The organism is Micromonospora sp. URMC 106, assembly GCF_051386395.1.
GTDB lineage: Bacteria > Actinomycetota > Actinomycetes > Mycobacteriales > Micromonosporaceae > Micromonospora.
Window position 1 is genome coordinate 1 of the sequence record NZ_JBPQTP010000155.1, and the last position, 12,298, is coordinate 12,298.

Sequence of the window (12,298 nt, forward strand, 5' to 3'; positions counted from 1 at the left end):
GGGCCCCCAAACCCCACCGCAACACGAACCGCAACAACCGCCACCGCCCGCCCCGACCCACCCAGGATCCAACAGCCGGCACGGCCGGCCCGCACCCCGCCCGGGAACGAGCAGACGAGGCCACCACCGAGCAGCCCCGTCACTTGCGGGTCTGCATCTCCTCGCGCATCGAGCGGAACAGCCCGCCGGCGTCGTCGACGGAGCGGCCGGGGAACATGGCCATCACAACGCTGCCGTGGTCGGCCCACCCGCAGACGGCGAAGTCGCCGCCGTCGCCGCTGGTGGTGCCGCACTTCATCACGCCACCAAGGCGGCCTGCGGCCACCTCGCGCAGCCCCGTCACCTTGCCGGTCTCGTCGGTCAGCAGGCCGAAGAGGCTGTCCAGGTCCCGCTCCGGCTGCCAGAGCAGGGTCGTGCCGCCGAAGACGAGCACCGAACGCTTGTCGTCGGACGGGTCCCGGTAGACCGTGCCGAAGCTGCTGTCCAGGTCGATGTCGGCGGCGAACCCACTGCGCAGGTAGTCGGACGTGCTGCGGGCCCGTTCGCTGTCGTCCCGGACCAGGCCCGCGACCCGGTCCGGGGTGGCCAGGTCCGCGTCCTTCTGCTGGGCCACCCGCCAGCCCACCGTGCCGATCGTGGCGGCTCCCGCAAGCCCGACCAGCGCCGCCGCGGCCCAGGCGATCCGCCGACGCCGCGACCGTGCCGCCCGCCGCTCGGGGGCGTGCTCCGGGTCCCGGTTGCTGAGCTGGATGGGCTCGTCGGTCAGGTCGATCGGCTCGGAGCCGTCGGTGACCGCCCGCTCGGTGAGATGTGCGTCGGACATAGCCGACACCGTACGCGAACGGCAGGTGGCGCACGTCGGGTCCGGAGAAGCCCTCCGTAGACTTTCAGGGTGACCGAGAGACCGGATGCCCGACGCCCCGAAGCCCCGACCCTGCCCGGCCAGTACCAACCGGGTGAGGTAGAGCAGCGACGGTACGAGCAGTGGGTGGCTGCCGGCCACTTCCGGGCGTCGGCGGACAGCGACAAGCCCCCCTTCACCATCGTCATCCCGCCGCCGAACGTCACCGGCTCCCTGCACATGGGCCACGCGTTCGAGCACACCCTGATGGACGCGCTGAACCGCCGCAAGCGGATGCAGGGCTACGAGGCGCTCTGGCTGCCGGGCATGGACCACGCCGGCATCGCCACCCAGAACCTGGTCGAGCGCCAGCTCGCCACGGAGGGCCTGTCCCGCCACGATCTCGGCCGGGAGAAGTTCGTCGAGCGGGTGTGGCAGTGGAAGGCCGAGTCCGGCGGCGCGATCCTGGGCCAGATGCGGCGTCTCGGCGACGCCGTCGACTGGGACCGCGAGCGCTTCACCATGGACGCGGGCCTGTCCCGGGCCGTGCAGACGATGTTCAAGAAGCTCTTCGACGACGGCCTGATCTACCGGGCCAACCGCATCATCAACTGGTGCCCGCGCTGCCTGACCGCGCTGTCGGACATCGAGGTGGAGCACACCGACGACGACGGTGAGCTGATCTCGATCCGGTACAGCGACGAGGTGGTGGTGGCCACCACCCGGGCCGAGACGATGCTCGGCGACACCGCCGTGGCGGTGCATCCGGACGACGAGCGCTACCGGCACCTGATCGGCACCGAGGTCGCCGTGCCGCTCACCGACCGGCGCATCCCGATCGTCGCCGACGAGCACGTCGACCCCAGCTTCGGCACCGGCATGGTCAAGGTGACGCCGGCGCACGACCCGAACGACTTCGAGATCGGTCAGCGGCACGACCTGCCGTCCCTGACGATCATGGACGAGCGGGGCATCATCACCGCCCCCGGCCCGTTCGAGGGCCTGGACCGGTACGAGGCCCGGCCGGCGATCGTCGCGGCGCTGCGCGAGCAGGGTCTCATCGTGGCCGAGAAGCGGCCGTACGTGCACGCGGTGGGGCACTGCTCCCGCTGCAAGACGACCGTCGAGCCGCGCCTGTCGCTCCAGTGGTTCGTGAACACCGCCCCGCTGGCCAAGGCGGCCGGTGACGCGGTGCGCGACGGCCGGGTGAAGATCGAGCCGGCGGAGCTGGCCAAGCGGTACTTCGCCTGGGTCGACAACATGCACGACTGGTGCATCTCCCGGCAGCTGTGGTGGGGTCACCGCATCCCCGTCTGGTACGGCCCGGAGGGCGAGATCGTCTGCGTCGGCCCCGACGAGCAGCCGCCGACGGGCGAGGGCTGGCACCAGGACGAGGACGTGCTGGACACCTGGTTCTCCAGCGGACTGTGGCCGTTCTCCACGCTCGGCTGGCCGGAGCAGACCCCCGACCTGGCGAAGTTCTACCCGACCAGCGTCCTGGTCACCGGGTACGACATCCTCTTCTTCTGGGTCGCCCGGATGATGATGTTCGGCCTGTACGCGATGGACGGCCGACAGCCGTTCGACGTCGTCGCGCTGCACGGCATGGTCCGGGACGAGCACGGCAAGAAGATGTCCAAGTCCTTCGGGAACGTGGTCGACCCGCTGGACTGGATCGACCGCTTCGGCGCCGACGCCACCCGGTTCACCCTCGCCCGGGGCGCCAACCCCGGTCAGGACGTCCCGGTCAGCGAGGACTGGTGCCAGGGCTCCCGCAACTTCTGCAACAAGCTCTGGAACGCCACCCGGTTCGCGCTGATCAACGGCGCGCACACCGACGGCCCGCTGCCGGCGGCCGCGCAGCTCTCGACCGTCGACCGGTGGATCCTGTCCCGGCTGGCGCACGTCACCGCCGAGGTGGACGAGCAGTTCGAGGCGTACGAGTTCGCGAAGGTCTGCGACCTGCTGTACCACTTCGCCTGGGACGACGTCTGCGACTGGTACGTGGAGCTGACCAAGCCGGTGCTCGCCGAGGGCGGCCCGGCCGCCGAGGCCACCCGGCGGGTGCTCGGACACGTGCTCGACCAGCTGCTGCGGCTGCTGCACCCGATCATCCCGTTCGTCACCGAGGAGCTGTGGACCGCGCTCACCGGGGGCGAGACGGTGATGACCGCCGCCTGGCCGGCCGCCGACCGTACCGGAGTCGACGACGCCGCGGAGGCCGAGGTCGGCACCGTCCAGCGGGTGGTGACCGAGATCAGGCGGTTCCGCTCCGATCAGGGGCTGCGCCCGACGCAGCGGGTCGCCGCCCGGCTCGACGGCCTGGCCGCCGCCGGCATCGCCGCGCACGAGCCGCTCATCCGGTCGCTGGTCCGGCTGGACCCGGCCGGCGACGCGTTCCAGGCCAGCGCGACGCTCGCCATGCCCGGCGAGGTGAGCGTGGCCCTGGACACCCGCGGGTCGATCGACGTGGCGGCCGAGCGGGCCCGGCTGACCAAGGACCGGGCGGCCGCCGAGAAGGAGGTCGCGCAGGCCCGGGCGAAGCTCGACAACCCCGCCTTCGTCGGCAAGGCGCCGGAGCCGGTGGTCGCCAAGATCCGTGACCGACTCGCCGTGGCCGAGGCCGACCTGGTCCGCATCGACGCCGCTCTGGAGGCGCTGCCCTCGTGACCGACCGCACTGATTTCGCCGCCGTCGAGGCCGAGCTGGCGGGCCGCGGGTTCACCCGCATGGCCTTCGAGCTGGACAAGATCGAGTCGCTGCTGGACCTGCTCGGCAGCCCGCAGCGGGCGTACCCGTCGATCCACCTGACCGGCACCAACGGCAAGACCTCGACGGCCCGGATGATCGACTCGCTGTTGCGGGCGTTCGGGCTGCACACCGGCCGCTACACCAGCCCGCACCTGGAGACCGTCCGGGAGCGGATCAGCCTGGACGGCGAGCCGGTGGGCGAGGAGCGGTTCACCGCCACGTACCGGGAGGTCGAGCCGCTGGCCCGGCTGGTCGACGAGCGCTCGGCGGAGCCGCTGACGTACTTCGACATGACCACCGCGCTCGCGTTCGCGACCTTCGCCGACGCGCCGGTGGACGTGGCGGTGGTCGAGGTGGGCCTCGGCGGTGCCGAGGACTCGACCAACGTGCTCCAGGCCGGCGTCGCGGTGATCACCCCGATCGGGCTGGACCACACCGAGTGGCTCGGCGACACCATCCAGGACATCGCGCTGCACAAGGCGGGCATCATCCACGCCGGCGCGACGGTCATCTCGGCGGCGCAGGAGGAGGAGGCGGCCCGCCCGATCCTGGAGCGTTGCGCCGAGGTGGGTGCGACCGTCGCCCGGGAGGGCTCGGAGTTCGGCGTCCTGCGCAAAGCGGTCGCCGTCGGCGGGCAGGTGCTCACCCTGCAGGGGCTGGGCGGCGTCTACGAGGAGATCTTCCTCCCGTTGCACGGCGCCCACCAGGCGCAGAACGCGGCGGTGGCGTTGGCGGCGGTGGAGGCGTTCCTCGGCGCCGGCACGAAGCGGCAGCTCGACGTCGAGGCCGTCCGGGAGGGGTTCGCGACGGCCTCCTCGCCGGGCCGGCTGGAGCGGGTCCGCAGTGCGCCGACCATCCTGCTCGACGGCGCGCACAACCCCCACGGCATGGCCGCCACGGTCACCGCGCTCCAGGAGGAGTTCGCGTTCAGCAAGTTGGTGGCGGTGGTCGGCGTCCTCGGCGACAAGGACGCGGCCAGCCTGCTGGAACTGTTGGAGCCGGTGGTCGACCAGGTCGTGGTGACCCGGAACAGCTCGCCCCGGGCGATGCCGGCCCGGGAGTTGGCCGCGCTGGCCGCCGAGGTCTTCGGCCTCGACCGGGTCGAGGTCGCCGAGGAGATGCCGGACGCGATCGAGACGGCGGTGGCGATGGCCGAGGAGGACGTACCGGGAGAGCTGAGCGGGGTCGGGGTGCTGATCACCGGGTCGGTGGTGACCGTGGCCGACGCCCGCCGGCTGCTGAAGCGATGACCGGCCCGGAGCGGGGCGCCGTGGGCGACGGCCGTCCGGACGGCACGGCCGCCGGGGGAGACCCCGGCGGGCAGCCGGCGGGTGGGCCGCGACGGTCCGGGCTGCGCAACCCGGACCGGGCGGTCCGCGGGCTCGGGGCCGGCACGCTGGTCCTGGAGGCGCTGGTGCTGGTGCTGGCCATCCAGCCGATCCGGGTCGTCGGGGGCGATCTGGGCGGGGCGGCCATCGGGACGGTCGTGGCGCTGGCCGCGGCGGCGGTGCTGCTGGCCGGCATGATGCGCCGGCCGTGGGCCTGGCACGCCGGCACCGTCCTGCAGGGAGTGCTGATGCTGGCCGGCCTGCTGCACTGGTCCCTGCTCGCGCTGGGCGTCGTCTTCGCCCTGGTCTGGGGCTACGCCCTGCACGTCCGCCGGGTCATCCTGGGCTGACGAGCCGGCAGAGCGCCGGCCCGGCGAAAGGGCGGGCAGAGCGCCGGCCCGGCGCAGGGGCGGGCCGGCTGACGGGTCGACGGGCTCAGGCGTCGGCGCGTTCGCGCCACTGGGTGAGGGCGATGCCGTGGCCGTCCGGGTCGCGGAACGCGGCGGCCCACACCTCCAGCTTCGTGCCCCGGTTGACCACCCGAGGGGCGTACGTGAAGCGGACGCCGGTCCCGCGCAGCCGCTCGTACGCGGAGTCGATGTCGTCCACCTCGAGGTTGACGTGCACGAGCCGGCGGCTGATCGGCGCCGCCTCGGTCACCTCCCGCAGCACCAGCCGGGTGTGCCCGGAGGCGAGTACCGCGTTGCCGGAGCCCCGGTCGACCTCGCTGAAACCCAGGTCCCGGTAGAACGCCAGCGAGCGGGGCAGGTCGGTGACCAGCAGTGTCAGCCCCACCCCGGCGATCGGCGCACCGAGGTCGTCGCCGTCCGCCGCGGCCTCGCCGGCCGCTCCGTCGGCCCTCGCCGGACCGAAGATCGCCTCGTCCAGTTCCTCCGGGCTGATCCGCTCCTCGCGCGCCCGGTCGCGGCCCGGGATCGGATCGTCCAGGGGCAGGTCGATCGGGTCGAGCGGATCCGTCGGCGCGGGCGCGTCGGCGGGGGCGGGCGGGTCGAACCGTTCCTCCGCCGGCGGTCGGGGCGTCGGGGTGGCCCGGCGCGGCAGGGTGCCGGTCGTGGGCTGCTCGACGAGCGTGCCCTCCAGCACGACCGGCCCGCCGGGGCGCTGGTGCACCACGACGGGCTCGCGCTCCTCGGGGCGGCCGGCGGGCTCCCCGCCGAGCGGATCGCCCAGCGGGTCGACGAGCGGCTCACGGAAGTCGTCGCGGAAGTCGTCGTCCGGCGCGCGCTCCGCCCACGGCGGCGCCTCCTGCTGGATCAGCACGTCGTCGAGCGGATCGGGGCCCGCGTACTCGGGCGGGAGGTCGGCGGCGACGGTGGCGGCGGTCTCGGCGTGGGTGGGCACCTCGTCCCAGAGCACCCGGACGTGTCGCTGGTCGTCCAGGGCCACCCGGATCGGCAGCGTCTGCCCCAGCGACGGCCACTTCGCCACCGGCACCCGCGGCTCGATGATCTTCTTGGACCGGGGCGGCAGCCCCGGCGCGTCGATCACCAGCTGCAACTCGCAGCGGCCGAAGGCGTACTGGGTGGGCGGCTCGGAGGCGCTGTGCACGTGGCCCACGCCGACCACCCAGGTGCGCCCGCCGCCGCGCACGGTGGCCAGCGCGATGGCCAGCACCAGCAGGGCGACCCCGAGCGCCACGATCGCCCAGCTGGTCATGCCGAGCCCGAAGAGGATCACGAAGGTGGCCACGGTGCCGAGCACCGCGGCGATCAGCTTGCGTACCGGCGCGATGGGCCGGTTCCCGCCATTCGCCACTGTGGACCTCCCGGGGGTCAAGGGCCAGGCTAGGCCGGATCGGCCACCGGGGGAAAGACCGGCCGCCGCGCCGGCGCCGGGACCGGGTCGCTAGGCTGACCGTACCCAGCCCGACCGCCTTCCGCGCACAGGAGGAACCCAGCGTGTCCAGCAGCAGCCCCGATGAGCGCACCCTCGTACTGATCAAGCCCGACGCGGTCCGCCGCGGGCTGGTCGGCGAGGTGATCTCCCGCTTCGAGCGCAAGGGGCTGCGGATCGAGGCGATGGTGTCCCGGACGATGGACGCCGCGCTGGCCGACGAGCACTACGCCGAGCACGTGGACAAGCCGTTCTACCCGCCGCTCAAGGACTTCATGACCGGGGGCCCGCTGGTCGCGCTGGTGCTCTCCGGCGACCAGGTCATCGACGTGGTGCGCGGGCTGGTCGGGTCGACCGACGGGCGCAAGGCCGCGGCCGGCACCATCCGCGGCGACTTCTCGCTGTCCAACCGCGAGAACCTGGTGCACGCCTCCGACTCGCCGGACAGCGCGAAGCGCGAGATCGCGCTCTGGTTCCCCGAGCTGGGCTGAGTCACCCCGCCGCCGTCCGGGCGGCCCGCGCCGCGAGCGTCGGCCGGCCCGCGCCGCGAGCGTCGGCCGCGCCGGACCCGGCGCGACCGCCCGGTCAGGCCGTCCACCGCAGCTTGTCCGGGTTGCCGACCAGGTAGAACCCGGTGATCCGGCCGCCGGCCGCGCCCACCGTCAGCGCGTACGTGCCGCCGTCGGGGCGGACCATCAGGGCGGCCGGTTGGCCGTTGAGATCCAGCCGGCGCACCGCGTAGCGCCGGCCCGGGCCGTACAGGCCCGCGAAGAAGCGGGCCACCCGCTGCGCGCCGGTGACCGGCTTGCGTGCCGCCTTCACCCGGCCGCCGCCGTCGGTCCAGGCGGTGGCGTCGGCCGCCACCAACCCGGTCAGCGCGGCCAGGTCGCCGTCGCGGGCGGCGGCGAGGAACGCCTCCAGCAGTCGCTCCTGCTCGGCCCGGTCGGCGGTGAACCGGCGCCGGTCCTGCCCGATCCGGGCCGCCGCCCGGTGGTGCAGCTGCCGGCAGTCCGCCACCGACCGGTCCAGGATCTCGGCGATCTCGGCGTACGGCAGGTCGAAGGCGGTGTGCAGCACGTAGACCGCGCGCTCGGGCGGGGTGAGCCGTTCCAGCAGGTGCAGCAGGGCGATGGCGAGGGAGTCGCGCAGTTCGACGGAGTCCAGCGGCCCGAACGGTGACGGCGCGGTCGGCACCGGCTCGGGCAGCCACGGCCCGACGTACGTCTCCCGGGCGGCCCGCCGGGCGCGTAGCCGGTCCAGCGCCAGCCGGGTGACCACCCGGGACAGGTAGCGGCGCGGCTCCGCGACCGCCGCCCGGTCGGCCCCCAGCCAGCGCAGGTACGCCTCCTGGAGCACGTCCTCCGCGTCGTGCCGGCTGCCGAGCAGGCGGTACGCCAGGCCGAGCAGCATCGGCCGGTGCGCGTCGAGCGCACCGGCCGCCTGTGCCGCTCCGACCGTGGTCACACGTCCAGCGGCGGCTGGGTCCGGCTGGTCACGGCGATCCGGTTCCACACGTTGATTGTGGCGATCGCGACCAGCAGGTCGGCGAGTTCCTTCTCCGACCACACCTTCGCCGCCGCGTCCCACACCTCGTCGGGCACGCCGTGCTCGCCCAGCCGGGTGACCGCTTCGGTGAGCTCCAGCGCGGTCCGCTCCCGCTCGTCGAAGAAGGGCGCCTCCCGCCACGCGGCGACCGCGAAGAGCCGCCGGCTCGACTCGCCCGCCGCGAGCGCGTCCCGCGTGTGCATGTCCACGCAGAACGCGCAACCGTTCATGATCGACGCGCGCAGCTTCACCAGCGCCAGCACGCGTCCGTCGACGTTCGCGTGGATGTACTTCTCGAGTCCCAGCACCGCCTGGTACCCCTCCGGTGCCACCTTGGCGATGTTCATCCGCTGCATGAGCGACCTCCCTGGTCGGTGTGTGGACGACACCGACACGACGGACCGGGGCGGCGTCGGCGTGACAGTCGGGGGCTGTGACGCCGGTCATGCCCGCCGGCCCGCCACCGCACCCCGTTACTCGGCGGCGATCTCCGCCGGAGGTCGGGTAACCTTGACGGTCGTAAGGCGATGACCCGGCCATCACCGGTGAGCCTCCGGAAGAACAGCCGGGTGACCGGCCCAGTAGAACCGGACGGGTCCGGCCCGTCACAGCCGGCCAACGAGCGGGCGGTCGATCCTGACCGCCAAGCGGGGTGGTACCGCGGGCCTGCCCGGGGGCGCCGTCGAGGCGTACCCGAGAGGCTCGTCCTCGCAGACCCACACGACGAGTGAGCTGCGCGAGGAGAGCGACCCCCGATGGCCTATCCGTTGCACGACCCGACCGCCGGCGTCCCGGCGAGCCCGGACCTGCCCGCGGTCGAACGCCGGGTGCTGGAGCACTGGACGGCCGACAAGACCTTCGAGGCGTCCGTGGAAGCCCGGCCGACCGGGACCGACGGGAAGAACGAGTACGTCTTCTACGACGGCCCGCCGTTCGCCAACGGCCTGCCCCACTACGGCCACCTCTTCACCGGCTACGTCAAGGACGTGGTGCCGCGCTACCAGACCATGCGCGGCAAGCACGTCGAGCGGCGCTTCGGCTGGGACTGCCACGGCCTGCCCGCCGAGGTGGTGGCCGAGAAGCAGCTCGGCATCACCAGCAAGGCGGAGATCCTCGACCTCGGCGTGGCCCAGTTCAACGAGGCGTGCCGCAGCTCGGTGCTGGAGTTCACCCAGGACTGGGAGCGGTACGTCACCCGGCAGGCCCGCTGGGTCGACTTCGCCAACGACTACAAGACCCTCGACCTGGACTACATGGAAAGCGTCATGTGGGCCTTCAAGACCCTGCACGACAAGGGTCTGGTCTACGAGGGCTTCCGGGTGCTGGCGTACTGCTGGCGCTGCGAGACGCCGCTGTCGAACACCGAGACCCGGATGGACGACGTCTACCGGGACCGGCACGACCCGACGCTGTCGGTGTGGTTCGAGCTGACCCCCGACGAGAGCGCGCCGGAGCTGGTGCGCGGGCCGGTGCGGCTGGGCGTCTGGACCACCACGCCGTGGACCCTGCCGTCCAACCTCGCGCTCGCCGTCGGCCCCGACATCGAGTACGCGGTGCTGGAGCGCGACGGCGCGCGGTACGTCGTCGGGGCGGCCCGGCTCGCGGCGTACGCCAAGGAGTTGGACGGGTTCGAGCAGGTCGGCACGGTGTACGGCCGTGACCTGGTCGGGCGCCGCTACACCCCGCTGTTCGACTTCCTCGTCGAGCAGGCGGGGGAGAACGCCTACCAGGTGCTCGGCGCGGAGTTCGTCACCACCGAGGACGGCACCGGGATCGTGCACCTGGCCCCGGCCTTCGGCGAGGACGACCAGAACGTCTGCAACGCGGCCGGGATCCCGACCATCGTCACGGTGGACGACCACACCCGGTTCACCGCGCTCGTCCCGCCGTATCAGGGCGAGCAGGTCTTCGACGTCAACAAGCCGGTGATCCGGGAGCTGAAGGAGCGGGGGGTGGTGCTCAAGCAGGACACCTACACCCACTCCTACCCGCACTGCTGGCGCTGCGACACCCCGCTGGTCTACAAGGCGGTGTCGTCGTGGTTCGTCGCGGTGACGCGGTTCAAGGACCGGATGGTCGAGCTGAACCAGCAGATCAACTGGACGCCGGGGCACATCAAGGACGGCTCGTTCGGCAAGTGGCTGGCCAACGCCCGCGACTGGTCGATCAGCCGCAACCGGTTCTGGGGCTCGCCGATCCCGGTGTGGAAGTCCGACGACCCGAACTACCCGCGGATCGACGTGTACGGCTCGCTGGCCGACATCGAGCGGGACTTCGGCGTACGCCTGACCGACCTGCACCGGCCGGCGGTGGACGAACTGGTCCGCCCCAACCCGGACGACCCGACCGGCAAGTCGATGATGCGCCGGGTGCCGGAGGTGCTGGACTGCTGGTTCGAGTCCGGCTCGATGCCGTTCGCCCAGGTGCACTACCCGTTCGAGAACCGCGACTGGTTCGAGCACCACTACCCGGGCGACTTCATCGTCGAGTACATCGCGCAGACCCGCGGCTGGTTCTACACCATGCACGTGTTGGCCACCGCGCTGTTCGACCGGCCGGCGTTCCGCAACTGCCTCAGCCACGGCATCCTGCTCGGCTCCGACGGGCGCAAGATGTCCAAGAGCCTGCGCAACTACCCGGACGTCTACCACGTGTTCGACTCGTACGGGTCGGACGCGATGCGCTGGATGCTGATGTCGTCGCCGGTGCTGCGCGGCGGTGACATGGCGGTGACCGAGTCGGGGATCCGGGACGCCGTCCGGCAGGTGCTGCTGCCGCTGTGGAACGTCTGGTACTTCTTCTCGCTCTACGCCAACGCCGACGGGTACACCGCCCGCCGTCGCACCGACTCGGCGCACCTGCTCGACCGGTACGTGCTGGCGAAGACGAACGAGCTGGTGTCGACGGTCCAGGCGCAGATGGACGCGTACGACATCTCCGGCGCCTGCGCCACCGTGCGGTCCTACCTGGACGCGCTGACCAACTGGTACGTGCGCCGCTCGCGGGACCGGTTCTGGTCCGGCGACGCCGACGCCTTCGACACGCTGTGGACGGTGCTGGAGACGCTCTGCCGGGTGGTCGCACCGCTGGCGCCGCTGACGGCGGAGGAGATCTGGCGTGGCCTGACCGGCGAGCGCTCGGTGCACCTGACCGACTGGCCGTCGGCGGACGAGTTCCCGGCCGACCACGAGCTGGTGTCCGCGATGGACAACGTGCGGGCGGTCGCCTCGGCGGCGCTGTCGCTGCGCAAGGCCAAGGGCCTGCGGGTACGGCTGCCGCTGTCGACCCTGACCGTCGCCTCGCCGGCCGCCGACGCGCTGCGTCCCTTCGCCGACCTGGTCGCCGACGAGGTCAACGTGAAGCAGGTCGTGTTCACCGACGAGGTGGGGAACTACTGCCAGCAGGTGCTGACCGTGGTGCCCCGGGCGCTCGGCCCCCGGGTCGGCAAGGCGGTCCAGCAGGTGATCAAGGCGGTCAAGGCGGGCGAGTGGGAGCTGGTCGACGGCGCCCCGGTCGCCGCCGGCGTCACCCTCGCCGAGGGCGAGTACGAGCTGCGCCTGGTCGCCGCCGACGCCGAGCACTCCGTGCCGCTGCCCGGCGGCGAGGGCGTGGCCGTGCTGGACACCGAGGTCACCCCGGAACTGGCCGCCGAGGGGCTGGCCCGGGACGTCGTCCGGGTGGTGCAGCAGGCCCGCCGGGACGCCGACCTGGACGTGTCGGACCGGATCGTGGTGGCGCTGTCGGCCTCCGAGGAGGTGCGCGCGGCGGTGGCCGGGTTCGCCGACTTCGTCGCCCGGGAGGTGCTCGCCGACACCGTCGACTTCGCCGACGGGGTGGAGGGCTTCACCGGGGAGGTCGGTGAGGGCGACCGGGTGACGGTCGCCGTCCGCAGGGTATGAGGGACTGAGCCGGTGGCGCGATCTTCGCGGGCAATCACCTCTCCGTCGCCGACGAGCTGTTCCTCGGCACCGTCGTGCCC

9 protein-coding genes and 1 pseudogene are annotated in these 12,298 nt (G+C 72.7%); 6 read left to right on the plus strand and 4 right to left on the minus strand.

Features of this window, described 5'->3' with window-relative positions:
- Positions 1-139: 139 nt before the first annotated feature.
- Positions 140-823, minus strand: a complete 684-nt coding sequence (locus ACSNOB_RS29740) for a hypothetical protein (protein WP_436690503.1) — start codon at positions 821-823, stop codon at positions 140-142.
- Between the two features lie 69 nt (positions 824-892).
- Here ACSNOB_RS29740 and ACSNOB_RS29745 point away from each other — a divergent pair, with 69 nt between their 5' ends.
- From ACSNOB_RS29745 to ACSNOB_RS29755, 3 genes are read left to right on the plus strand one after another with little or no spacing between them, the layout of a single operon-like run.
- Positions 893-3,511 (plus strand): valine--tRNA ligase, encoded by a 2,619-nt coding sequence (locus tag ACSNOB_RS29745; RefSeq protein WP_436690505.1) that lies wholly within the window; start codon positions 893-895, stop codon positions 3,509-3,511.
- A complete protein-coding gene (locus tag ACSNOB_RS29750; protein WP_436690507.1) occupies positions 3,508-4,842 on the plus strand; it encodes a bifunctional folylpolyglutamate synthase/dihydrofolate synthase in 1,335 nt (444 codons plus the stop codon). The genes ACSNOB_RS29745 and ACSNOB_RS29750 overlap by 4 nt, the downstream gene beginning before the upstream one ends.
- Positions 4,839-5,270 (plus strand): DUF4233 domain-containing protein, encoded by a 432-nt coding sequence (locus tag ACSNOB_RS29755; protein WP_436690509.1) that lies wholly within the window; start codon positions 4,839-4,841, stop codon positions 5,268-5,270. The genes ACSNOB_RS29750 and ACSNOB_RS29755 overlap by 4 nt, the downstream gene beginning before the upstream one ends.
- An 85-nt stretch (positions 5,271-5,355) precedes the next feature.
- On the opposite strand, the gene ACSNOB_RS29760 is transcribed toward ACSNOB_RS29755, so the two are convergent.
- Positions 5,356-6,696, minus strand: a complete 1,341-nt coding sequence (locus ACSNOB_RS29760) for a VOC family protein (RefSeq protein ID WP_436690511.1) — start codon at positions 6,694-6,696, stop codon at positions 5,356-5,358.
- A 143-nt stretch (positions 6,697-6,839) separates the two neighbouring features.
- Here ACSNOB_RS29760 and ndk point away from each other — a divergent pair, with 143 nt between their 5' ends.
- Positions 6,840-7,265 carry a nucleoside-diphosphate kinase gene (gene ndk, locus ACSNOB_RS29765; protein ID WP_393113049.1) on the plus strand — a complete coding sequence of 142 codons (426 nt, stop codon included), beginning with the start codon at positions 6,840-6,842 and terminating at the stop codon, positions 7,263-7,265.
- Positions 7,266-7,359: 94 nt separating this feature from the next.
- On the opposite strand, the gene sigJ is transcribed toward ndk, so the two are convergent.
- The gene (gene sigJ, locus ACSNOB_RS29770) at positions 7,360-8,238 is read right to left on the minus strand and encodes an RNA polymerase sigma factor SigJ (RefSeq protein WP_436690513.1); all 879 of its coding nucleotides are present in this window, start codon (positions 8,236-8,238) and stop codon (positions 7,360-7,362) included.
- Entirely contained in the window at positions 8,235-8,675 is a 441-nt protein-coding gene (locus ACSNOB_RS29775; RefSeq protein WP_436690515.1) for a carboxymuconolactone decarboxylase family protein, read from the minus strand. The genes sigJ and ACSNOB_RS29775 overlap by 4 nt, the downstream gene beginning before the upstream one ends.
- 399 nt (positions 8,676-9,074) lie before the next feature.
- On the opposite strand from ACSNOB_RS29775, the gene ileS reads away from it, so the two are divergent.
- Together ileS and ACSNOB_RS29785 are read left to right on the plus strand one after the other, a co-directional pair.
- Positions 9,075-12,218, plus strand: coding sequence for an isoleucine--tRNA ligase (gene ileS / locus ACSNOB_RS29780; protein ID WP_436690517.1), 3,144 nt, complete (start codon positions 9,075-9,077; stop codon positions 12,216-12,218).
- An 11-nt stretch (positions 12,219-12,229) separates the two neighbouring features.
- Positions 12,230-12,298, plus strand: a pseudogene (locus ACSNOB_RS29785) (1-acyl-sn-glycerol-3-phosphate acyltransferase); the annotation flags it as partial.

What these genes read in the sequence shown, in the direction of transcription:
- ileS (WP_436690517.1), top strand. Translation starts at nt 9,075, where the DNA reads ATGGCCTATCCGTTGCACGACCCGACCGCCGGCGTCCCGGCGAGCCCG.
- ACSNOB_RS29755 (WP_436690509.1), top strand. Translation starts at nt 4,839, where the DNA reads ATGACCGGCCCGGAGCGGGGCGCCGTGGGCGACGGCCGTCCGGACGGC.
- ACSNOB_RS29740 (WP_436690503.1), bottom strand. Translation starts at nt 823, where the DNA reads ATGTCCGACGCACATCTCACCGAGCGGGCGGTCACCGACGGCTCCGAG.
- ACSNOB_RS29775 (WP_436690515.1), bottom strand. Translation starts at nt 8,675, where the DNA reads ATGCAGCGGATGAACATCGCCAAGGTGGCACCGGAGGGGTACCAGGCG.